Below are 25,191 nucleotides of genomic sequence, written 5' to 3' on the forward strand. Positions count from 1 at the left end.
AGACGGATTCGCGGTTGACCTCAAAGGTCAAGGAATGCGTCGAGACCGACGGTCAGTCCAGGGTGAGCACCCGTTGCGATGTTGCGCACGGCCAACAGGACGCCGGGCATGAAGGAGGCGCGGTCGAAGCTGTCGGCGCGGATTGTGAGCTGCTCACCGGTGTTGCCCAGCAACACTTCCTCGTGGGCATTGAGGCCCTGCAGACGCACCGCATGAACATGGACGCCGTCAACGACCTGGCCGCGGGAAGCTGCCTCGCCTTGTGTGCCATCGGGCATGGGGGCACAACCGGCCTTCTTGCGGGCCTCGGAAATCGCCTGCGCGGTGTGGATGGCGGTGCCGGAAGGCGCGTCGACCTTGTCGGGGTGATGCAGCTCGATAACCTCGGCGGAAGTGAAGTATTTGGCGGCCTCGGCGGCGAATTTGTCGGCCAAGACTGCGGAAATGGCAAAGTTCGGGGCGATGAAGACGGCTTGGTCTTTGCGCGGGGCGTTGGCGAGCGCTGCCTTGACCTGGTCCAGCTTCTCGTCGGTCCAGCCGGTGGTACCCACCACCACGTTGACACCCTGTGCGACGAGCTTCAGCACATTGCCCAGCGACGACGTTGGCACAGTGAACTCGACCGCGACGTCCGTATTATCCGGCGTGATGGACGAAATATCGTCACCCTCGCCAATCCGCTTGACGGTTTCCATATCGTTCGCGGCCTCGACCGCGTTCACCACACTGCCGCCCATGCGCCCCTGCGCTCCGACCACTGAAACTCTGATCATCGTCAATCCCTTAACTCTTATATTTTCTTGATGTCACAAATATCTGATGAATATTTTACTCCGAGGAAGTATCCAGTGAATCCAGAATACCAATATCCTTCAATCATCGCTCTAAAAAGCCGGTATAAATTCCAATAGATTCAGCTCTAACTTAATAACACAAAGAGAAAAGTCATTAACAACGTAAACCCCAGGTACCCGGCGTTTTACACCGCTCATGCATTATGTTTTCGTGCGAGGAACCAACCCAAAACCGCCAAGGGAACGGCGGCGAAAGTGGTGGCGATCGGCAGGAGCAGACCGACGTGAGGACTTGAAACATCGAGCACCATGCCGGCGAGCGACGAACCGAACGATGTGCCGACCGAACCGGCGGTGGTGACCCATGAAAGACCCTCAGTCAGAGAGCTGGGAGGGACGATGTCTTTGACAATGAGGTTGCCGGTCGCGAAAAGCGGCGAGACGAACAGACCGGAGAGAACCGAGGCGACGGCGAGCAAAATGAGGTTGTCCATCGCCAAGCGGCAGAAGACATAACCGAACGTGAGCAGGGTGAGGAAAATCACCATGTGCTGCCAGTTGGAGCCCTTCGGCTTCTTCGAACCGAAAATGAAGGCGCCGATGCAGGAGCCGACGGCGAACATCGCCAGCTGAAGGCCGAGCAACTGTTCGCAGCCGATGGCCTTCATCATCGCGGTGACGGAGACATCGAACTCGTTGAAGCTCATGTTGAAGACGACGAACACGACCAGCAGCGGAATGATGCCGGCGTACAACAGCACGCTCTTCGGCTTTTGGTTATGGGTGTGCAACTGGTGGAGGCTCACACCATCTTCGTCAAGCCGGTAACCTTGCGAACCCCCGCGGTTTTCGGAAGCCGCTTTCACGTCAACGTCTGTCGGAGAGGCGGCAACGACGGACACCGTTTCGATGACCGGAGGCTGGGTGTCTTTAAGCGAGAAAAAGACCGCTCCCCCGACGGCACAGGCAATGGTCGGGACGAAAAGCTGCGAGACGGGGCTCACGGAAGTCGCCAAAAACGCGGCGAGAATCGGACCGAGAATAAAGACCATCTCATCGATGCCGGCTTCAAGGGCGTAGGCAGTATCGAGCAGACCGCTGTTTTTCGGGTCGCGCAGCGCGTAGGCCCAGCGGGTACGCACCAAAGCCCCGAACGAAAACTGCGTCAAACCCATCAAAATCGCCAGAACGAACAAGATGGGAATCGAGACGCGGGCCCACGCGGCCACGGCGAAAACCAACATGAACACCACAGAAAGTCCCAAAGCGACCCAGCCGACCTTGTGCTGGCCGAACCGGTCGAAAAGACGGGCGTAAAGCGGCGTGACGGCGGCGACAGCCAGAATATACACCGCGCTCATCGTGCCGGCGACCGTCCAGTTGTTGTACATGTGGTTCAGCGCGAGCACGATGCCAAGGCTCATCATCGAAATCGGAAGACGCGCGACCGCCCCGGAAATACAGAACGCCTTGGCGCCAGGTATCGCGAAAAGCCGTCCGTACGGCGACTTGTGACGCTGACTTGGCACGCTGCGACCTGCATTGCTCACTGGCCATCAATCCTTTCCGACAAGTTGCGATGACGATGGCGTCATCAAAAATCACATTTTCAAAGCCGAAACCACCGAATCGTTGAAGCAGATATCAACCACATAATTCGATGCTTTCTATGTATATATCCAGTCTATCCACCCGGCTCGGTCGCATTGCCCGCAGCGTAACTGCGGAGTTTATGAAAACGGAATTATGAAACGACTCGCCAAATACGCGAAAAGCGGCACTGGGCCGCCTTTCGAAATCCAGTAAACGCAAGCAGGAACGTAAGCGATATCCGAAACGGACATTATTTACGTTATGCCTGCACTACCTTCATACCGCTTTTATGATCATCATGCCGATACGGTCGCTTTCACCCTTCCGGGCATGCCTGCATAGATGAACATTTCGGTGGGGGCCATCTCACGGTCGCGGCCATCGTCGGGGTGACGCTGTTCTTCGCGCTCGGCGATGCGCTTCATGCCGTGGCGGTCGTAGAAACTCACGTCGCAATCCGAATCGGTGTGCAGATAGAACATCGGCACGTGCGAACGCTCGAAATAATCCATCGTCCGGCTCCACAGCTCGCCGCCGACTCCGCGGCCGCGGGAAGCCGAGGACACCAAGAACAGCTCGACTTCGGCTGGTGCCTTGTCATTGATGCCGGTCTGACGTTCCATACGCCGCTCGATCTCGAAACCAAGCTCGAGATCCGCGAGCGCCTTGTGTCCGGCCGGAGTGGAATTGAGCCGTTCGTCGATTTTCGCCATTTCCTTGGCAACGTTGCCGAACATCACCGGCTGGCCTACGACACGGGAAAGAACAACCCCCATGAATTCGCCATTTTTGTGGGCGATCTCACCGCGTGTGGCCGGCTCGATATAATGCAACACGAAATGATAGGAAAGCAACATCGAAAGCTTTTTATCGTTACCAATGGGTGCGTAATGGCCCCAGGTCTCATCAAACTGCCGGGTGATGGCCTCGACATCACTCCAGATCATCGGGGAATAGACCACTCCGATTCCGGCATCGCCGTTCCCAATATTCTCCATGAGTTGTTTCCCTCCATAATTGTCTGAGCCCTGCCGCCCGCCGGCCCCTACCGACGCGACATTCGCCTTCCAGTCAAAAGCCCTTATTGAAAGCTCATTAAAAACCAAAGCCACTACATCATACCCACAAACCGTTACGCTGCGAGCCATACCAGCCATATCCAAGGCTGAAGAAACTTACTAAGGCACAAACAACGCACAATATACCATCAGGTGGGTATACATTTCCTTTCTCAATGTCTAGTCTTCGTCGCTGATAACAGGAATTCCGGCATTCAGCTCTTTGAGAATCTCGGGCTTGGACTTGGACTTGGCATACACCGCGCGCTTGTCTTCGGAGGCTACGCTTACGTAATACAACGTGGCATCTACGCTTTCAAGCGGAATGTTCTTCATCTGGGCAAACATCAGGCGATACATGTCGAGCTGGGTCAGCTTTTGGTCGATATCCTCCTGTTTCGTCGGCTTTTTGCCTGTTTTCCAATCGACTATCGTGAAACGTTTCGTGGGATCGCTTTCGTCAAGTCCACCATAGAAAACCGCGTCAAGCTTGCCATTGACGATACGGTTTTGAAGCTCGGGGATGGCGACGACAATCTGCTCTTCTGCGGCATACGGGCGCCGGGTCGCCCAACGTCCCTCGACCAATCGGCGTTGCCAGGTCAGGATCTTACAGTCCGTCGCGGTTTGATTGGCTTCGGGATGCTGTTCGGCCTGGGCGAGACCGGCGATGAGCGAGGCTCGGGTCTCGGCTTGACTAGCTCCGGCTACGGCCGAAATGCCGTCGTCTACGGGCGTATCGGCAACCTCATCAACGTCAAAAGCGTTCACAAAACGCTCGGCCCACGCATGGAAACGCGTACCGGCCTGCGCGGCTGGCGAGGCCACGCGAGGGATCGGGCGCACGAGGGCACGCCAATATTGCTCGCTCTCCCGCTTGCTCATATTGCCTGCGCTGGCCTGCAATGAGGTGACATTCTGCCGGCGGCTGGCGAGGATGCGTTCGCCGCGGCTGCGGACTTCGATATCAAACTCGTTGGCATTTTCCGCCTTCGAGCCGGAGTGGTCGGGCTGGTGGCTGAGCTCGCCCGAGGTACCGCCGTTGCCGGTTTGCGCGATTTGCAGTGATGGCATCAGATCCTCATCGGCCAACAGCATCTGCGTGCGTTTGGCCAACGACTGGCCTTCCGGCAGGTCGGCGGCGATGCGATCGATGGCTTGCGTCACAACATCGGTTTCGGCTCCCGCGACGGATTCAGGTTCAGCCGCCCCTATGGCTGGCGTCACTATGCGGGTTGTGTCTCCTGGAACGGATTGCGCATTACGGCCTTTTCCACTTTTACTGCCATCCCCGGTTGCATTGATATTTAGCGTTGGATTTCCGAGCCTGGCTCTGAAAACAGTTGAATTATCATCATTCTCAGCCATGCCATTTCCGACTTCCGCAACGAGACTCTCATGCATGCGCCGGGTCAGCGTGGCCGAACGGCGCAACCGATGCGCCATCTCCTGGCTCATCGAAGCGGGCCACGGCAACGGCTGATCCTCCTGCGCTTCGTCCTCGCACATAGGCGTCTGCCAAGCCTCCTCAACGATGGCCTGCTCATATTCTTCAGCATGCGAGCCGACGAAAAGACCGTCCGGTTTCGGGGCGTTCAGTTCCGATAACGTCGGGTGGGCAGATGGATTGGTTTCCGTAAGGTTTACGGTATCGCCTGTTTCCGCGGCCCCGGAATGATCGCTTTGCGACATATCTTCGATATCCGAGGTTTTCAGATTGTTCGGGTTGTCACCATCACCATCGCCACCGTCATCGTTACCGTTAGCTTTGGAATCAGCCTCGACCACCACCACGTCGTCCCTATAGGCCAAAGCGTCATGGACTTCTGTAAAGAAATTCGACGGCTTGGACTCATGGCCACTACCCGCGGCCTCGGGGTCACGCGAAAGTTCGGCGTGACGGCTGTAGGTCATCAGCACCTCTTCGCGGGCACGGGTCAAGGCGACGTAAGCGAGCCGGCGTTCGTCGGCATGCAGCCTGCGGCCGTATTCCTCCTGCTGGGAAAGATAATCCACGGGGCCGCCGCCGGGTGCGGAAGTCCCTTCGGCACCAGACACACCGCCGCCGAAGGATACGGAGGCTCCTCCGGCATCAGATGTATCACTATCACTGCCGTCAATCTCATCAAAGACTCGCATCAACCCTTCGGACTCATTGGCCATGGTTTCGACGTCGGAAAGTTTATGCAAAGCCTCAATCGGATCGTCACCGACCCCTGCATCGTGCGGGAAGCGGGGCAGGATATCGGCGTCGGCACGTACCGGAACGGGCACTGCGGCCGGATTGTCAAGCCAGGTGTCGGCGGTCTCGTGATATTGCGGCGATTGCCAAACGCCGCCTCGCAGCCCGCCGATATGTTCTTCGTCCAACTTGATCTTGAGCTTGTCGCCCGTATTGGAAGGGAAACTCGTGGCCTTCATGCCGACAATGGCGACGGAATCCCATTCGAGGCCCTTGGACTGATGAATGGACATCAAAACCACGTCGACCGGGTCATTCGGCACTGCCGCCATTTCGTCGGGAATACTGCTGAGCGAATCCACCCAGGAAACGAACCCACGCAACGTCGGCGTCGCACCTTCCGTAATTTCCTGCGTATAAGTGTTGACCAGATCCACCAGAGCGTTCATCGGGGAGCGAGCCAAAGCGGGTTCCACCGGTTTACCGGCTTCCTGCTGCAGGGCTTGGGCGACCACTGTGTCAATATCGAGATCGAGCGCTTCCACCGCCGTTTCGATGATTTCGGTAAGTGAGTGGTTGATGACGGCATTGACCTGCCGCAAAACCTGGGAGGCGTGACGGATGGCCACAAGCCCGGAAGCACTGAAAAGCGAAGCGACACGAGGCGAATCCAGCGAAGATTCAAGTTTATTGTCTATCAGAAGGTCGGCGAGAAAGACCATATTGGGCACCTGGTCGCGATGCTCGGCGACCAGTTTCGACATCTCCCCCGGCCTGGCATCAGCCGGTACCAGACCGGCCCCAGCCAACGCACGGAAGCGATATTCGTCGTTGCGGCGGCTGGCGAGCCTGGCCAAGGCACTCAGGTCGCTGCTGCCCAATCCGAAGCGGGGTGTAGCCAAAAGCCGCATCAAAGCGCCGGAATCCGTGTGGTCGGCGACAACGTGGAGCAAAGCCAGAACGTCGCGGATTTCCGGGCGGTCCAGCAGTGCCGAATACCCCACGGTCAGCGTTGTCAACCCTGCTTTGCGCAACCCCTCGGCGAATTCGGGCATATTTTTCTTGCCTCGGAACAGGACGGCGACATGAGGGCGAACATCCTTCTGACTTGGGTCGGTCGGTGTATGCCGGGCGATGGAAGTTTTGGCGAACCGAGCGACGGCGTCGATTTCCTGGCCAAGCGTGTCGAAACTGAGCACACCCAGCGTGCCCTCTTTGGCATCGTCAATCGTGCTCAGCGCCGGTACCGGTACCTCGCGCATCGGCGAGCTTGAGGGGATACGGTCCGGGGTACGCAACGGCTGGGTCAGATCGTTGGCGGCTTCCAGCACCACTCGCGAATTGCGTCGGGTGACGCTCAGCGAATACGGTTTGGACGTCTCGTCCATGCCGAAATCGCGTTGGAACATACGGAAGGCTCCGGGGCTTGCGCCGCGCCAAGCGTAAATGGACTGGAAGGGGTCGCCGACGGCGTTGACTGCGGAACTGCCTGATCCCAGTTGAGAATCATCGGGATGGAACAAGGCGGCAATCAACGCAGCCTGGGTGGTGGACGTATCCTGATATTCGTCGAGCAGGACATGCGTATAGCGCCGGCGTTGCCGCTCCCCGATTGACGGGAAACGGGTGATCAACGCATAGGCGGCCACGGTGAAATCGTTGAATTCGGCCATATTGAGCTGTTGCTTGCGCTCGTGGTAACGCTCGACCAAAGTCAGCAGGATTTCGCGTTTTTTAGCGACATCGCGCAAGCCGGCGCTGCGATAGATGGCCAACTGATGAAAAGCGGCACGATATTCGGCGATGCGATCGGCGAACTGCTCATCGGTGTCCTTTTTCCTGCGTTTCGGCGGCTTGCCGGTTTTCGGTTCATCCTCGGGAACGGCCTCGTCGCCGATGGCGGTATCCATCTGCGCGATAAATGCCTGATCCCACTCGCGGATTCGGGCAATGGCCTCAGGAACGCTGGTGCAATGTTCGCCGATCATCGAACCGCTGATGGCATTGGAAAGGTCCAGCATCTTGCTGACCGTGTCAGAAAAACTCCCGAAGCCCTGCCCGCGCAGGATATCCATGTTCTCGTCGATGACCGTGACGGCAAGCTGGTGGGCGCCGGCCTCGCTCAACGGCTGGGTGTTCTGGTCGAAGCCGACCAGCAGGCCATACTGACGCACAATGGACTGGAAGAACGCATCGTAGGTGGAGACCTGCGGCTTCAGGAAAACGTTGGTACGACGCGGGTTGCCGGCAGCGTTCGCATCGGTTTCGGCCATTCGAGCGTTCTCGGCCACCGCACTCGACACACGACCCAGCAACTCGGAAGCGGCCTTGCGCGTGAAGGTCAGGCCAAGGATTTTTTCGGGCGGCACACCCACCTTGATCAGGTTGATGATGCGACGGGTCATGGTGTAGGTCTTGCCGGACCCGGCACCCGCAACCACGAGCACGTCCGCGTTTTCGGGCGCGTTGATGACGGCGGCCTGCTCGGGGCTGTCGGTATTGGCGAGTTTGGCAGCATGAACGTTATTGACGATTCCAGCGGCATTAGAGGTATCGCCGGCATTGGCGACAGTGGGAGCCTTGCCCATATTGTTGGTTCCGTTTCCTTCGACGTCATGGTTATTGCTATCCGATATGTTCATGTCGACGCGTACACCGTCAATGTCATTGAACCGGCCCAAATTTTGCTCGTTTACCATCTTTAGCCCCTCCTCACTTCGTAGACCGTGTCCACTTCGCCGGCGCAGGCCGGGCACACCGTTTTCATATTGCACCAAGCCACGTGGTCTGGTTGCGGGCGGGCGACCAAAACGCTGGAACGCGAGGCCGCCGCGGCGTAGAAGATGCGCGAGATCATGGTCAACGCCCAAACCGCTTGTGTACCCCGCAACGAAAGGAACTGCTCCCAGGCATGTGCGCTCACACCTTGTGGCGCATCGGCCGGCAGATCGGGCAAATCCGCCAGTTTTTGCAGATCAGAATAATGACTGCGTTTGGTGAAACCGGTACTGTTCAACGTTCCCGCATGGAACAGCGTAGGTTGGAAAACCGTCTCCGCCGCTCCGTAACTTTGCGCCGGGGACGTGGCCATATCGACATCGAACAACGCGCTTTGGGTAATGTCGGGCATGGCCTTGAGCGCTTCGACACCATGCAATCCGACATTGGGAAGGACCGCCGAAGTTCCGCTTCCGTCGTTGTTTTGCTTCGACCGATTCGCCTCGGGGAACGCCAAACCGAGCTGGTAGCAGACCAGCTGCAAATCATTGAACATCTGCTTGCCGCTGTGGCCGTGCCCGGTTTTCCAATCGATCAGACGCACGTGTTCTTTGCCGTCCCCCAAATCCCGCCACTCCATGCGGTCGATGCGTCCGGTCAGACGTATCTGCAAATCAGCGCTCATGCCCTCCGGCCAACCGCCGTTGAGCACACCCATGATACCGACAAGGTCATCGGTATCAATCGGGTTGATGCCATCGATGGCGTTGTAGGCTGCGCGAATATCGTCAAGACCGAATCTGGCGGCGAACTCATACTCGCTGTCCGCATGCTGCAGGTGACCCACAGTGAAGTTCTTGAGATTTCCGTAAGGATAATCCTTATCATTTGAGGTTACGAAATAGGTCGCGATATCGGTGAGTGTCTGCTCGGCGCCTTCGTCCTTGCTTTCGGCACGATAGCGCTGCTCGGGATCGTCGATGGCGTCAAGGTCATCGGCAAGCTCGTGGTACATATCCATCATACGTGTCGTAATCGCTTTGATATGGTCGTCTTCAGAGCTGTCCGACATGAAATCGGGAGCGTCAAGGCCGGCCTCGCTGGCAAGTTGGGCGACTTTGTGAACCAGCGTTCCGAAGCTGGTGGCCGCATTGGACGGACGGGGACCGGCGAACTGGTTTTCCAACATCCAGCAGACCGGGCAGGCCCAAATCCGATCGACCTGCGAGGGCGAAAGCGTGACGGTCGGAGCCGAAAGCGGTAGCTCATTGTCTTGCGAAGCGTTCTGCGATTCCTGTGAAGTCTGGAACGTAGCAGATTCATCAAGATGCGAGATATTCCGCGGCTCCTGCGAAGCCTCAAACGAGTTGGAGTCATCACAATCGGAGACATTTCCTGATGTCTGCAACCCTGAAAGTCTCACCGATTCATTGCGTTGTGACGAATCAGACGCATAGGTATTTTGCGCGGTTTCGGATTGCCAGCTGGCACTAGCAGCGTTGGGTGCATTGAAGGTATAAGGCCAACTGTCGGGGTTGGCCGCTTGAAGTCCGGCATCGTCGAGCAAAGCCAACGACGCGGCCGCATCACGCACACGTGCCGAGGATAGCGCGTCGGGCGCGACGGCTGATTGCAAGGAATCCGCTTCGGCACCAGCAACGCCGTACGCGCCAGTATTCTTGCCAACCACGTCTTGGTTGTTATTGACCGTATCGTTACCAACTTCACCGGTTTCACCCGTCCCAGTTCCGGCTGTATCCGGCTGCCGCATCAACTCGATTCTCGAAGCCGCGACCAGCCCACGCGGATCAGTGTCGAGTCCGGCAAAACGGCCGGAATCTGCCAGTGGCGTATAATTCCTGGTCTCAAGATCGGCGTCACGCATGCGGTCGAAACGTTCGGGAACGTAAGTATAGAGAAAATCAGACGGTACGGTGTCATCGCTCAGCACGGCGCTCAGACTCACCTGTTCGCTCGCCCGCGTCAGCGCCACCAGGAAGCTTTTCTGCTCGGCTGAAAGCACTTGCGCAAGTTCCCGGTCCCCTCCGGCCATACCCGGCTCATGCTCCTCGCGCATGCCGCCGTGCAAGACGATGTCGGCCAGATCCTCGCCGCCGAACATGGTGTTGCGGGCAGCAAGATTCGGCCAGACGTCCTGCTGAATCTCGGTGATGAAAACAAAGCGCCAATGGCCGCCTGCGGCACCGGCCGGAGTGGTGAGCGTGACTGCCTGGTCGATGGGCGCGACCTTGGCCAATGAATCCGCCTCAATGCGCATCGAACGCACGCTGGAAATGAAATCCTCGATACTCTGCTTCGCGCCGGAACCCGAGGCATAGGCGAAAAGCCGCATCATCACGTCGAGCCGGTCATTAGCGGCACGACCATCGGCGTTGTTCGCGAGCGCCTGAACCTGCCACGCACTGGCCACGTGGCTTGCGTCCCACGCCAAAGAAAGCGCATACTGCGGCTCCAGACTTGGCAGGGAGAGCAGTCCCTTTTCGACTTTATCCACCAAATTCCAGACGTGGGCGAAGGCGCGGGTATAGGCGTCGCCACCCACCTTGCCAAGCAACTGCAATACAGCTTCGGCGGCACCGGCGGTATCGTTTTCCAGTCCAGAACCATCGAATGCCAGCATGATGTACATCGCGTCCAAGCCAAAGGGCATGTCGACTTCGTCTTGGTCGGAAATACCTTCGACAAGGCTGTTATCCACCTCGATATCACCTGCCGGACGTTGCGCGACAACCCTGTTACGCAACGCTCGCCACGCGGCTTGCAAACGCGGCAGTTGCGCAGTGACATCCAAAGCATGCCCGTCTTCGTCGGCATCCACTGCCGGGGCCTGACCACTCATTTCGCCATCGACGACCTGCGCCAACGAGGCGATGGCTTTCATCACCGATTCCACCGGCGCCAGGCGGGCGGGCGACGACGAAACGGAAACCGCCGAAGACGAACCCAGACTGACCAACGGACTTTCCAGCAGGGTCTGCACCCGGCTGCGTACGTACCTTGCCGTTTCGCTCAATGACATGCCAACAGCGCCAATGCCGTCATGGCGCAGCTTTGCCAGCTCCAGCAGCGCAAAGAGCCCTTGCACACTCGGATCGTCCTTCAGCGGCTTGGTGACCGCCGAATAGCGCACCGGCACCCCGTCGCCACGCAGCCGCTCGCCGAAAGCGCGAACCGTGTCGTTGTCGTGGGCAATCACCGCGAAATCGTTCCATTGACGGCCAGCCGAAAGATGCGCTTCCTTGATGCGCCAGACCACATCGTCCAGCTCCTCGCGCGGGTTTCGGTAAAGCAAGGTCGTTACGCTTCCGTCGCGTAGTTTGGGATCATTGGAATCGAGCGGTGCGATGGGAAGAGTTGCGGCCATACGCGGCAATTTTCCAGGACGATCCGGCAACGCCACTGAAGTCTCCTCGTTCGCGGCGATGGAAAGCGAGACGCGCGAAGCCAGCAGGTCGAGATATGACGGCGATGCGGGAGAACCGTTTTCGGAAACCGTTTCGACATTATCTTTGCTTTCAGCGGTTTCAGAAACCGTTTCAGCATGATTCCCATTGTCGACTGTCTCGAAAACTTCAGTCCCAGCGGTTTTGTTCTCGTCCGTCAGATTTTGCGAATCCCCATATTCCGCGACGGTACCGGACCCGTTCGAGGCACTCGTAACCTTACGAATCAGACGAACCGGCAACGTCATCAATCCGGCCGAAAGCGGCGGCTGCTGCGCACGTGCAAACAGATATTCCGGATAGGAACCACGGAAGGTCTGCACGGCCTCGTCGGGGTTGCCGACAAGCAGCAACTTCACGCCCCGTCGCGTCAATGCCTCAAGAAAGGCAAGCCCGGCCAGCGTTAGATCCTGAAAATCGTCAACCACCACAAATTTCGGAAGCACCTGCTCTGCCACCTCGGCGGCAACCCGCGCACCTTCGACCAACAGACGCGAGGAATCAAGGCGGAACTCCCCGGGATATCCGTCCACCACCGCCTGCACATACTCACGACGCAACGCGAAGGCCAGCCGCCACTGGACGCCGAGGCGTTCGTTACACAAGCTGTAACCTTCCCCGGCATTCTGGGAATCAGCGAGCATTCGCAGAACCTCGTCCTCGCGCTCGAAACCCAAGCCCAGCTCATCCATACGAGCCAACATGTCACGTAATTGCATTACAAACGCATCGTTGATCCCGCGGGCGAAAAGAACATCGCTGGAACCGATGCCCTTCGAGGTCGAACGAGGTTGGTCATCATTACTCGACGCATCTGCCGCACGCCGGCCAGACACCAAGCCACGAGACACGCCACCTGTTTCACGCGGCTTGCCAATCGTCTCGCTTCCGTTTTCGCCATAAACGGTATCGACCCAATCATCGGCGGCGAAATACTGCCGCATCAGCTCGCAGGTATCGCACAACTCGCCAGAGCGGGCATGGCGCACGTGCACCGCGACCACCTGACGCAACAGCGCGTCCTGTTCCGCACCGTTTAGAAGTTTCGGCAATGGCTCGCGGTTGCTCTCACGGATCGCGGAAAGCAAACGAAAGGCGATGGCGGAAAGGGTGGTCACCGGTCGGGCGCTCGAAGTGGAGCCAACGGCGCGAATGATTCGGTCGGAAAGTTTGTCTGCGGCCCGCCGCCCCGAAACCGCCATAAAAACCCTGGTATCACCGAATTGCGAGATGCCAACGAGTGCCGCCGCGAGCGCGAACTCGGTTTTACCAGCCCCGGGCGCGCCGGCCACCAGAAGTGTGCCGGCGTGAGCGCGTTGGCCGATGCTGACTTCAGAGGATGAACCAGCGGGAGAAGCCTTCGAATCACCAGAGAAAGTCGAAATTCCGGCAGATTGAGAATTGGTGTCCACCGGTATATCAGGCATCTGATCCAGCAATGTTTTCACCGCATCCATTGCGGCACAATCACCGAAATCCAACACATCGTTCCCACTCATAGCCATAGTTCAAAGTCTAAAGGCCGGTGTGGTCGCGGGCATAAGAAAACCTTCACGCACCCGACAGAGGCCACTTACCCTTGCTGCATTCCTGCCCTGGGGGGATTGGGTGACGTAACGCCACGTGAAGGCTTAACCAGTATACCCCATGCCCGGACCGCACTACATCCAGCGAAAACCGATGGACGTGGCAGGAAACGGTACCGCGCCGTCTCCTCTGAAATGGCCTTGATAAAACATTGGCGATACTGAGCAGCGGCGCAGAGGCCGACAAAAAACAAGCTTACGAGTATCATGGAATCGTTAATCGCCGAAAACACACGGCAACACATGGTGGATGACGATTGAAAACCACATGAATCTGACTCATCCGTGACCGAAAACACCGAAAGGCGCATTCCGGCCAAACCAAGGAATTAGCGAAAAGCCGATTAAGGGACGGAAAGGGAAACCGCAATGACCGATAATGAAAAGGAAACATCACTGCCGGATCTGGTGGTAGTGGGCGCAGGGCTGTTCGGGCTCACCGTGGCGCAACAGGCGGCCGAGAACGGACACACCGTCGAGATCATCGACATCCGCCCGCATATCGGCGGCAACGCTTACTCCTATATGGACAAGGAAACCGGAGCGGAGATCCACCAGTATGGCGCGCATCTCTTCCATACCTCAAACAAGCGCGTGTGGGATTACGTCAACCGCTTCACCGAGTTCACCGACTACCAGCACCGCGTCTATGCCACGCACGACGGCGAGGTCTATCCGATGCCGATCAATCTGGGGACCATCAACCAGTTCTTCCATGCGCACTACACGCCGGCTCAGGCGCAGGAGCTGATCAAGGAGCAGGCGGGCGAACTGGCCGGCACGGATCCCAGCAATCTGAACGACAAGGGCATCCAGCTCATCGGCCGTCCGCTCTATGAGGCGTTCATCAAGAACTACACCGGCAAGCAGTGGCAGACCGACCCGGCGCAGCTGCCGGCCTCGATCATCAAGCGACTTCCCGTGCGTTTCAATTATGACAACCACTATTTCAAGGACACCTGGGAGGGTCTGCCCAAGGACGGCTACACCGCCTGGATGCAGCGCATGATCGACGACCCGAAGATTCACGTCACGCTTAACACGGACTTCTTCGATGAAACCCAGCCGCTTAACAAGAAGGCGCTCCTCGGCCGCGTCCCGATCGTCTACACCGGCCCGGTCGACAAGTACTTCGATTATGCGCTCGGTGACCTCAAGTGGCGCACAGTCGATTTCAAGGAGCAGCGTTACGACGAGGGCGACCACTTCGGCTGCCCGGTGATGAACTTCGTGGATGCCGACGTGCCCTATACCCGCGCCATCGAGTTCAAGAACTTCAACCCCGAACGCAAGGAATCCCAGAACCCGGACAAGACCGTGGTCTGGGAGGAGTACAGCCGTTCGGCCGGACGTGACGACGAGCCCTACTACCCCATCAACACCGCTGCCGACCAGAAGCTCTACCAACAGTACAAGGATCTGACAGCCAAGGAACCGGAAGTCGTCTTCGGCGGACGCCTCGGCACCTACGCCTACTACGACATGCATCAGGTCATCAACTCGGCGCTCATCGCCTATGAGAAGCAGGTCGGCCCGATGCTCGGCAAGTAACGGCACGATAACAGCCGATAAACGATTGTGGGGCTGCAACCGATTACAGGTTGCAGCCCCACAATATTAGTTACACGGTTTCCCGTGTATCAGAACGATTTCACTCAGGCGTGCCAGACGTCCTTGCCGTTGTCCTTGGCGGACTTCACGTCGGCATCGAGTTCAGCTTCGTCGGCCTCAACCTCGCCCTTGATGAATTTCTCCACCAGGCCGCGAGCCTCGGTGTCCTCATGCTGGACGGCCGGGGACTTCATGAAATAGGAGCTCGGAGCAAGAATCGGGCCGGCAAGATGACGGTCGAGCGCGATCTTGGCGGCGCGCACGGCGTCGATGACGATGCCGGCGGAGTTCGGGGAATCCCAGACCTCAAGGCGATACTCAAGGTTCAGCGGCACGTCACCGAAGGTGGTGCCTTCCAAACGCACGAACGCGAGCTTGCGGTCGTCGAGCCAAGCCACGTAATCGGACGGACCGATGTGGACGTTGCGGCTTTCCATCTCGTGAGGCACGATCGAGGTGACGGCGCGGGTCTTGGAGACCTTCTTGGACTCCAGACGCGAACGCTGCAGCATGTTCATGAAGTCCATGTTGCCGCCGACGTTCAACTGATAGGTGCGGTCGAGGCGCACGCCGCGGTCTTCGAAGAGGCGGGCCATCACACGGTGGGTGATGGTGGCGCCGACCTGGCTCTTGATGTCGTCGCCGATGATCGGCACGCCGGCATCACGGAACTTCTGCGCCCACTCGGGGTCGGAAGCGATGAAGACAGGCAGGCAGTTGACGAAAGCGCAACCGGCGTCCATCGCGGCCTGTGCGTAAGCCTTGTCGGCCTGTTCAGAGCCAACGGGCATATAGCTGACCAGCACGTCGACCTTCTTGTCTTTGAGGACCTGAGCCACGTCGACCGGCTCGGCGTCGGACTCGGTGATCATCTGACGATAGTACTCGCCCAAACCATCGTAGGTCGGCCCACGCAGCACCTCGACACCCTTGTTCGGCACGTCGCAGAACTTGTAGGTGTTGTTCTGCGAAGCCCCGATGGCCTCGGAGATATCCTTGCCCACCTTGAGGGAATCGACGTCGAACGCCGTCACAAATTCAATATCGCGAACCCGGTAGCCACCGAAGTTGTTGTGCATCAGGCCGGGGATCTTTTCGTCGTCCTTCGCGTTCCTGTAATACTCGACACCTTGAATCAGGGACGAGGCGCAGTTACCGATACCTGCCACTGCCACGCGAATACTCATATTGACTCCTTTATTTCACGTGCAAAATTCCATTAGTAAGTTTAGCCCCTTATGAAGAAAAGGGCACCGGCACACGCAGCGCACACACAAGAATGTAGCAGGAATTATATAGATTGGTACGAATTAACCAAAGGATAGAGCAGATGAAACAGACGAAATAGAAATTTCGGAATAATTATATGGTCTACGTCACTCTTCGATTTTTCGTCACCAAAACTGCACATAAATTTCGCTTCTGCCTGCCAATCCCAGTAGTTTTTCAGGGGCAACCGTTACGGTAGTTGGCATGGTCACAGAGTTTCGCACAGTTTCGGCGCGCGCCGCAAGCCCGAACAGAGCCAAGCCCAAACGCAACTACCGAGGCGCCAAGTCACAGCGCGACCAATATCCGCGCCGCGGCGCCAATAGTGCGCCCAAACGCTCGAACGGACACGGCCCGCAACGCAAGGCACCCAAAAAGCATAAGCATCGCATTCTTAAATGGACACTGGGTATCATCGCGATCATTATTCTCGCCGGCGCCGGAACATTTGCCTATCTTTACGCCACCACCGAAATCCCGCTACCAGAGAAAATCGCGATGGCGGAAAAAACCAAGGTCTATTACGCCGACGGCACTACTCCAGTCGGCAATTTTGCCACCCAGAATCGTGAGATCATCAGCTGTGACGCCTTGCCCAAATATATCGGCCAATCCATGGTGGCAAGTGAAAACCAGACCTTCTACAACGATACCGGCGTCGATTTCAAAGGCATCGCACGAGCCTTGCTCAACAACGTGAGCGGCGGAGCTCGACAGGGCGCGTCCACCATTACGCAGCAGTACGCGGAACGCTACTATATGGGCGACACGCACTCTTACTCCGGTAAGGTGCGCGAAGCGATTCTCGCGATGAAAATCACGAAGTCGCAAGACAAGGACAAGGTCCTGTGCAACTATATGAACACCATCTATCTCGGACGCGGCGCGTACGGCATCGAAGCCGCGTCAAAGGCCTACTTCAACAAAGACGCCAAAGACATGACCATGCCCGAATCGGCGCTTCTGGCAGGCATCATCCCGGCGCCTTCGACCTGGGATCCTGCGGTAAACCCGAAACGTGCGCAGCAACGCTATACACGCGTCCTAGGCATCATGGAAAAACAGGGATACATTAGCGCAAAGGATGCCGCGGCCAATCCACAAATGCCTCCAACGGTACCTCCACAATCCCAGGAAAGCTCATATAAGGGCACGAACGGCTACATTCTGCAGATGGTGCGCGACGAACTGACCGGCAACGGCGCTTTCACGCCCGACGACCTCGATACCGGCGGCTATACCATCGTCACCACCATCGACAAAGGCAAGCAGGACCTGATGTTCAACACCGCAAGCCCTTCGACCAAAGAGAACGCCAGAATCCTCAACCAAGGCATGCAGACCGGAGCAATGAGCGTCAATCCGAAGGACGGCTCCATCATCTCCTTCTACGCGGGCGACGACTACCTGACCAAGCAGCTCAACAACGCCACACAGGCCACCTACGAGCTCGGCTCGACCATGAAACCGTTCGCACTGCTGGCGGCGGTCCAAGACGGGGTGAGCCTCAACACGGCTTTCAACGGCAATTCGCCGCGCACCTACCCCGGCATCACCCAGCCGGTCCGAAACTTCAGCAACGAGCAATTCGGCTATACGAACCTCTACAACGCGACCGCGAATTCGGTCAACACCGTCTATATGGACCTGCAGGAGCATCTGGGAGCCAAGAAGGTGGCGCAGACCGCGCAGGCGGCGGGAATGAGCCCGAAGCTCGTGCCCGGCGACAACCCCTTCACCGTGCTCGGCAACAACGGCGTGCGTGTCTCCGACGTGGCGCAGGCCTACGCCACCATCGCCAATCAGGGCAACAAGCCCACGCTGCATATCGTCGCGAGTGTCAAGGATTCGAGCGGCAAAGACATGTACCGCGCCCCCACCGACACCGAACGCGTCTTCGGGGCCAACGACACGGCGCTTGTGGCCAAGGCGATGACGGGAACCGTGCAGTACGGCACGGCCACAGAAGTGCGCAAGGTGGGCAAGACCATCGCCGGGAAAACCGGAACCGCAAACGATTCGACGGCAGGCAGCTTCATCGGCTTCACCCCAAGCGTGGTCACCGTCTTCGCGATGTGGAGCCCCGGGCCCAACGGCACGCCACAGGAAATCCAGCCTTTGCGCGACGGCTACGGCTCCGGCGGCCAATACCCCGCCCACCTCTTCACCGAATACATGAAGCAGGCACTTGCCGACCAGCCGAACGAGACCTTCCCCGTAGCCCACGATGAAGGCAAGATCGGCGGCCCGGACGGTACGTGGGGCAGCGGGGCAAGGTCGGGTTCTTCCGGCAGCTACAGATATAAGAAATACGAGAACAACAATTCGGACAACTCCTCCGAAGGCTCTTCGAACGGATCGACTTCCGCAGGCTCTGGCTCCGGGAGCGGAACTGCCGGTGAATCAGAAAACGGAACCGGCGAAACCCCAAGCCAGGGCCAGACCGAATCGAATGGCAGTACCGGGAGCAATACCGGCGGCAACAGCGAGCAACAGCAGAGCCCGCAAGACCAGCAATAACAGGAATAACAGCAGCCAGACACTAGTAATAAAGCTGTGGGCTTGCATCCTCAACGGAGCAAGCCCACAGCTTTATTGTTTTACATTTTCCGTATTTCCTGTTGTTCCGGTTCTCTGACCCGGAACAACAGGAAATACGAGATGACTCTATCAGCGCATCGAACGGTTAATCGCGGAGATGATCGCCTTCAGCGAGCTGGTGGTGATCGACGAATCGATGCCGACGCCCCAGATGATCTTCGCATTCGATTCGCCGCCGATCTGGCACTCGATATACGAGGCGGCCATCGCGTCGGTGCCTGCGGTCATGGCGTGCTCGGCGTAATCCATGACGCTCACCGTAATGCCAATCGAGGAAAGCGCGTTGAGGAACGCGTCGAGCGGGCCGTTGCCAGCTCCCGAAACCTCACGTTCGATCGGATCGGCTCCGTACTCGGCGCCGCGGTCAAGCAACTTGGCCTTCAAGACGGTATCGGAACCATCCGCACCCGAAGTCACCGAGACATTGAGCAGCTTCAAACGGCCCCACGACTCAAGATTGTCGTCACTCTCGTCGCCCACGGCGTCGCTGGCTGCAAATGCGCCGTTCTCCTCGACCGGAAGGTACTCGTCCTTGAAGAGTCGCCAGATCTCGTCGTCCTTGACCTCCTTGTCGGTCTTGTCGGCGTAGTCCTGCACGACCTTCTCGAATTCGATCTGCAGGCGCTTCGGCAGGTCGAGATTGTGGTTGGTCTTCAAGAGGTAGGCCATGCCGCCCTTGCCGGACTGCGAGTTGACGCGGATGATGGCCTTGTAACTGCGGCCGATGTCCTTCGGGTCGATGGGCAGGTAAGGCACGAGCCAAACGAAATCGTCGAGGTTGGCTCCTGCACGTTCGGCCGCGGCTTCACGGGCCTCGAGCCCCTTCTTGATGGCATCCTGATGGGAGCCGGAGAAAGCGGTGAACACGAAGTTGCCGGCGTAGGGGTGGCGCTCGGAGATGGTGAGCTGGTTGCAGTATTCGACGGTCTTGCGAATCTTCGGCACGTCGGAATAGTCGATCTGCGGATCGACGCCCTGGGTGAGCATGTTGAGGCCCAGCGTGACCAAGTCGACGTTGCCGGTACGTTCGCCGTTGCCCAAGAGGCAGCCTTCGACGCGGTCGGCGCCGGCGAGCACGGCCAGTTCCGTTGCGGCCACGCCCATGCCCTCATCGTTGTGCGGATGCAGGGAGAGGACGATGGAATCGCGGTCTTTGAGGTTGTTGGAGACGTACTCGACCTCGTCGGCGAAGACATTCGGCGTGGTCATTTCGACGGTCGCCGGCAGGTTGATGATCATCCTGTGATCCGGCGTCGGCTTGATGACGTCGATGACGGCGTTGCACACTTCGACGGCGTAATCCGGCTCAGTGCCGGTGAAGGATTCAGGCGAATACTCGTAATACAGGTCGGTGCCGCCGGCCGCGCCTTCGAGGTCCTTGCAAAGCTCGGCCGCGTCGGTCGCAAGCTTCTTGATGCCTTCTTTGTCTTTGCGGAAGACCACCTCGCGCTGCAGAACGGAAACGGAATTGTAGAAATGCACGACGGCGCGCTTGGCGCCGCGCAGGCACTCATAGGTCTTGCGAATCAGGTGCTCGCGGGCCTGCGTCAAAACGACAATCGTGACGTCGTCGGGGATGAGCTCGCGTTCGATCAGCAGACGCACGAAATCGTAATCCGTGTCGGAAGCCGATGGGAAGCCGACCTCGATTTCCTTGAAGCCCATGGAAATCAGAAGGTTCCAGAAACGCAGCTTGCGCTCGGAATCCATGGGGTTGACCAGCGCCTGGTTGCCGTCGCGCAAATCGACCGAGCACCAACGCGGGGCGCGGCGCAGCTTCTTTTCCGGCCAAGTGCGCTCGGGGTAATCGAACGGAATCTGCTTGTCATATGCGACATATTTCGTATACGGCATCGAGCTCGGCTTTTGGGGTTCTCCTACGAAACGCGGCGGAGGCAGCAGCAGGTCGTTGTTACCTCCATTGGACTGTGCGGCGACCGCCGCGAGATCAAATACCGATGATTCTTGATCCTGACCCATCACTCCTCCTTTTCTTTGTATTACGCACCGCAGGTTGCGACGCGAAGTAACTAAAAACTATATGTTTCGATAGGCTTAATTACCTTGCAGAAACATATAAATGCTAATGATAGACGGTTTGACGCGCTCAAACCGCCAATATTCCAAGATTTGACGAGGAAAATGAAATCCCCGCTCACACTAACCCATGGTTACCAAAAGAAACCATGGGAATACGTACGGTATCTTTTGGTAACCATGGGTTAGTGTGAGCCACTTTCTCGACAGTAAGCCCAAAAACCGCAAACCATGCCGGAATCGTGATGAAAAACGAAAATCAGCAGACCGCAGTCAACAGGCAATTTCCACGAATCGTTCAGCGGAACAGCGAGACTCCGCGACGAGCCTTACAGCAAGTATCGCCAAACCGTGTATGGTGCGAAATTGGACACACCAAGCCCAAGAACCTAGCTCTAGACGAATCGTTCAGCGAAACAGCGAAACTCCGCGACGGGCCTGGCAGTAAGCGTTGCCGAGCCACGTATGGCGGGAGGTTGGCCAGACCGAACCCAGACGCGGCGCGTTCTGGCTCATCCAGATGCTCGGCACGCGGCCGTCGGCGCTGCGAGAACCGAGCAGGTTGAAGCCGTTCTTCTTCACGAGCCAATCGGGGTGCTGGGTGGCGATGGCCAGACCCTCTTCAAGGGTCAGCGGCATGCGCTCGTCGGAATCGATCAACTTGCGGGCGACGTCCGGCTCGCGATTGACGTAGGCCGTACCGGTGTGCGGGTCGACGACCAGGTAGAACGGGCCTTCCGGCGGCTCGAAACCGTCCTGCGGCAGGAAACTGGCGACATCGCGCGGGGGCATGGTGGTGAAACCGGCCATGCGGTTGATACTGGTTCGAGCAATCAATGACTCGGGACTTACCAGCTCGTGGGTAGGCACCAAAAGGATATTCTCACCCAGATCGCTGTCTTTGAGGGCATCGATCAGAGGGCGTGCGAGCGCACGAAACGCCGCCGCGCTCATATCCGCTACGTCCGGGTAGCCCAACGCCACGATGCGGTCCAGTTGTTTTTGTGCTTCTTGAGATGCCTTCGACATACCTCCAGTATGTCACCTGCTCATGATGAAGTGCGGATGGATTCACATCGAAGACGATGACGCACCAGCTATCCCACCGTGGAACCTTGAATCCAGACGCCCCTGTACTTGTATGTGAATGCGACCAAAAGCACAATTTCGGGCCAATTTTCGTGCTTTTGGTCGCATTAGAGAAGATAAGAACGCGCTATGAGAGCGTCACGCTCCGAAATGCTTACGGGCCACGATCTCGGCGAGTTCCACGGCGTTGAGGGCGGCACCCTTACGCAGGTTGTCGTTGGCGATGAAGAAGGCGAGGCCCTTCTTGCCGTCGACGGCCTGGTCCTGGCGGATACGGCCGACGAAACTCGGGTCGCGGCCGGCGGCCAGCTGCGGGGTCGGGATGTCGTTGAGCTCGACGCCCGGCGCGTCCTTCAGAACTTCGCGGGCCATATCAGGGGTGACGTCGCGTTCGAATTCGGCGTTGACCGACATGCCGTGGGCAGTGAACACGCCGACGCGCACGCAGGTGCAGGAAGCGGCGAGGTTCGGCAGGTGCAGGATCTTGCGGCTTTCGTTGCGTAGCTTCTGCTCTTCGTCGGTCTCCTCGCTGCCGTCATCGACGATGGCGCCGATGAACGGCACGGCGTTGAAGGCGATGGTGCGCACGACCTTGGTGGGCTTGGGGAAATCGATGGCGGAACCATCGAAAACGAGCTTATCGGCGCCCTGATCGACGGCGGCCTTGGCCTCGTTCATCAGCTGCTCGACTCCGGCGCGCCCGGCTCCGGAAACTGCCTGATAGGAGCTGACAATAAGGCGCCTCAGGCCAAAGTGGGTGTCCAACGCCTTCAGAACCGGAATGCAGGCCATGGTGGTGCAGTTCGGGTTGGCGACGATGCGGCGCGGAATGTCGTCAAGATCGTCGGGATTGGCTTCGGCCACGACCAGTGGCACGTCGTCGTGCATACGCCATTGCGAGGAATTGTCGATCACATAAGCACCGGCCTCGGCGAACTTCGGCGCCCAGACCTTGGAAGTGCCGCCGCCGGCGGAGAAAATGGCAATATCGATACCACTCAGGTCGGCCTTCGCGACGTCCTCGACCACGATGTCGCGGTCACGCCATTTCAATACCGTTCCAGCGGAATGTGAGGAAGCCAGAAAACGCAGATTATCGACGGGGAAATCACGCTCGTCAAGCACGCGACGCATCACCATGCCGACCTGCCCGGTGGCTCCCAGCACCGCGACGTTGACTTTGCGCTGTTGGTTTTCGTTGAACTCAGCCATGATTGTTCCTCCCGTTTGACGGCTACGCGCTCTTGACATTCACCGCCGTAATCTCGTGTATTCCCTTCGAGTCGGATTGCCGGAAAATCCGACAGGCCGTTATACGTGCCATATCATAGCGCGAGGTGCCACGCGAAGAGGGCACAAAACGACTATATGAGATTTAGAAATGGTACGCGAGATGCAGCAATACTTCAGCGACCGGTGCCGCCGTAGACCACGGCTTCTACCTGATCGGCGTCAAGGCCATAAGCCGTGTGCAGCGCACGCACCGCGTCATCGAGCTGGTCAAGCGGAACGAGGGCGGCGATGCGGATCTCGGAGGTCGAGATCATCATCACGTTGATGTGCTGGGCGCTCAATGACTCGAAGAACTTGGCGGCAAGGCCGGAATGGGTTTTCATGCCCACACCGACCACGGCCACCTTGCCGACGTTGGAATTGACGAAGTAGGAGTCGTAGCCGAGCCTGGTCTTCTTACCGTCAAGCGCCTTTTCGACGGTCTTCACCGTGGAATCGGGGACGGTGAAGGAAATGTCGGCCTTGCCGGTGGATGCGCCGGCCTGCACGATCATGTCGACGTTGATGCCACTTTTGGCAAGCTCGGTGAACACGCGGGCGGCCATGCCGGGCTCATCCGGAACGCCACGCACGGTGACCAGGGATTCGGTGCGGTCGTGCGCAACGCCGGAAATGACCGGGGTTTCGGGGCCGAGATCCGGGAAAATATCACCCATCGACTTGTTTTCGTTCTTGCCGGTATTGCTTTGTTCGGCCGGATTCACGTCATCGTCTTTCGTGCTGTCACTGCTCATTGTGTTTCCTTTGCTTTCTGATAACGATTCATGCTCATATCGGTTTTATTTTGCGCTTGCATTCGCTGCCGGCTTGCTTATTCGAGATTCGGCAATTTCCGTGCGTCGACGCCTTCCGGGACCACCAAAGTGCCCATCCGGTGTGAGAATGAACTACGCACGTGCAACGGCATATTGAAACGCTGGGCGTATTCCACACAACGCAGGGCGAGAACCTTCGAGCCGCAGGAGGCCATTTCAAGGATGGCATCGTAGCTGATGGAGGGAATGCGCCGCGCGGTGGGGACGATACGCGGGTCGGCGGTGAAAATGCCGTCCACATCGGTGTAGATTTCGCAGATATCGGCGCCCAACGCCACTGCGAGCGCCACCGCCGAGGTGTCCGAGCCTCCACGGCCGAGCGTGGTGTAGTCACCGTCGGCATTGATGCCCTGGAACCCGGCGACGATGGCGATCTTGCCATCGCCCACCACGTGGGCGACGCGCTCGGGTTTCACGGCTTTGATGTGTGCCGCGCCGAATCGGGCGTCGGTCATGAAACCTGCCTGCGAGCCGGTGAAGGAGTAGGCACGTTCTCCGTCAGCGTGAATGGCCATCGCCAGAAGACTCATTGAGATACGCTCGCCTGCGGTCATCAACATGTCCATCTCGCGTGCGGGAGGGTTGGAATCAATGCTCATCGCCTGATCGATCAGGTCGTCGGTGGTGTCCCCCATCGCCGAAACGACCACGGCCACGTTGTTGCCTTTGCGTTTCGTTTCCACAATCCGCTTGGCGACGCGCTTGATGGACTCGGCGTCGGCCACAGAGGACCCGCCGTATTTCTGCACGATAAGCGCCACGATTTTCCTTATCTCCCCTGGCGGATACGTTGCTTTGCAAACGCACGCCGCCAAATCTCAATGCTGACCAACAGACAACATCATGCGAAACAACGCATCGCAACACAACGCAGCATAATCCGGTCTTGTGGTCGGCTTTTCGACAGTAATGATTGCATTATATGCCGGTCCCGCGCCCGGCCGTGCCGCTTACCACCATGCGGGCATACGATCATGTGCACTCGGCTTTCGGATCGGCCAACACAGGTCGGGACTCCGCGGCTAGGCTAGCTGACACCGGCCGAAGTTCGACACCTGGGCCGGCACTTAAGCAAGTCCGG

General features: G+C 58.1%; 13 protein-coding genes and 1 other RNA gene. 2 read left to right on the plus strand and 12 right to left on the minus strand.

Annotated elements, in window-relative coordinates; translation table 11 throughout:
* Positions 1-20: 20 nt before the first annotated feature.
* The 6 genes from dapB to ffs all read right to left on the minus strand — a co-directional run bounded on the left by dapB (position 21) and on the right by ffs (position 13,445).
* Positions 21-773: a 4-hydroxy-tetrahydrodipicolinate reductase gene (gene dapB, locus OZX67_RS07730; protein WP_277142280.1), complete on the minus strand. Its 753-nt coding sequence runs from the start codon at positions 771-773 to the stop codon at positions 21-23.
* 215 nt (positions 774-988) lie between these two features.
* Complete coding sequence (locus OZX67_RS07735) at positions 989-2,344, minus strand: MFS transporter (protein WP_277142282.1); 1,356 nt, start codon at positions 2,342-2,344, stop codon at positions 989-991.
* 339 nt (positions 2,345-2,683) lie between these two features.
* Positions 2,684-3,385: a GNAT family N-acetyltransferase gene (locus OZX67_RS07740; protein ID WP_277142284.1), complete on the minus strand. Its 702-nt coding sequence runs from the start codon at positions 3,383-3,385 to the stop codon at positions 2,684-2,686.
* Between the two features lie 240 nt (positions 3,386-3,625).
* Positions 3,626-8,326: a UvrD-helicase domain-containing protein gene (locus OZX67_RS07745; protein ID WP_277142286.1), complete on the minus strand. Its 4,701-nt coding sequence runs from the start codon at positions 8,324-8,326 to the stop codon at positions 3,626-3,628.
* A 2-nt stretch (positions 8,327-8,328) separates the two neighbouring features.
* A complete protein-coding gene (locus tag OZX67_RS07750) occupies positions 8,329-13,308 on the minus strand; it encodes a PD-(D/E)XK nuclease family protein (protein ID WP_277142288.1) in 4,980 nt (1,659 codons plus the stop codon).
* A gap of 40 nt (positions 13,309-13,348) precedes the next feature.
* An RNA gene (gene ffs, locus OZX67_RS07755) (signal recognition particle sRNA small type) lies at positions 13,349-13,445 on the minus strand.
* Positions 13,446-13,764: 319 nt separating this feature from the next.
* Between ffs and glf the strand changes: the two genes are divergently transcribed.
* The gene (gene glf / locus OZX67_RS07760; RefSeq protein ID WP_277142290.1) at positions 13,765-14,946 is read left to right on the plus strand and encodes a UDP-galactopyranose mutase; all 1,182 of its coding nucleotides are present in this window, start codon (positions 13,765-13,767) and stop codon (positions 14,944-14,946) included.
* A gap of 104 nt (positions 14,947-15,050) precedes the next feature.
* Here the strand turns inward: glf and OZX67_RS07765 are convergent, their stop codons facing one another.
* Entirely contained in the window at positions 15,051-16,193 is a 1,143-nt protein-coding gene (locus OZX67_RS07765) for an inositol-3-phosphate synthase (RefSeq protein WP_277142293.1), read from the minus strand.
* Between the two features lie 286 nt (positions 16,194-16,479).
* Here OZX67_RS07765 and OZX67_RS07770 point away from each other — a divergent pair, with 286 nt between their 5' ends.
* Positions 16,480-18,795 carry a transglycosylase domain-containing protein gene (locus OZX67_RS07770; RefSeq protein ID WP_277142295.1) on the plus strand — a complete coding sequence of 772 codons (2,316 nt, stop codon included), beginning with the start codon at positions 16,480-16,482 and terminating at the stop codon, positions 18,793-18,795.
* Positions 18,796-18,945: 150 nt separating this feature from the next.
* Here the strand turns inward: OZX67_RS07770 and leuA are convergent, their stop codons facing one another.
* The 5 genes from leuA to OZX67_RS07795 form a co-directional block, all read right to left on the minus strand.
* Positions 18,946-20,856 carry a 2-isopropylmalate synthase gene (gene leuA, locus OZX67_RS07775; RefSeq protein ID WP_277142297.1) on the minus strand — a complete coding sequence of 637 codons (1,911 nt, stop codon included), beginning with the start codon at positions 20,854-20,856 and terminating at the stop codon, positions 18,946-18,948.
* A 465-nt stretch (positions 20,857-21,321) separates the two neighbouring features.
* Complete coding sequence (locus OZX67_RS07780) at positions 21,322-21,942, minus strand: DUF5701 family protein (RefSeq protein ID WP_277142299.1); 621 nt, start codon at positions 21,940-21,942, stop codon at positions 21,322-21,324.
* A 198-nt stretch (positions 21,943-22,140) separates the two neighbouring features.
* Positions 22,141-23,214, minus strand: a complete 1,074-nt coding sequence (locus OZX67_RS07785; protein ID WP_277142301.1) for an aspartate-semialdehyde dehydrogenase — start codon at positions 23,212-23,214, stop codon at positions 22,141-22,143.
* Positions 23,215-23,408: 194 nt separating this feature from the next.
* Positions 23,409-23,951, minus strand: coding sequence for an ACT domain-containing protein (locus tag OZX67_RS07790; protein WP_277145042.1), 543 nt, complete (start codon positions 23,949-23,951; stop codon positions 23,409-23,411).
* 155 nt (positions 23,952-24,106) lie between these two features.
* Positions 24,107-24,871 carry an aspartate kinase gene (locus OZX67_RS07795; RefSeq protein WP_277142303.1) on the minus strand — a complete coding sequence of 255 codons (765 nt, stop codon included), beginning with the start codon at positions 24,869-24,871 and terminating at the stop codon, positions 24,107-24,109.
* Between the last annotated feature and the right edge of the window lie 320 nt (positions 24,872-25,191).

This window comes from Bifidobacterium sp. ESL0728, assembly GCF_029392015.1.
Taxonomy (GTDB): domain Bacteria; phylum Actinomycetota; class Actinomycetes; order Actinomycetales; family Bifidobacteriaceae; genus Bifidobacterium.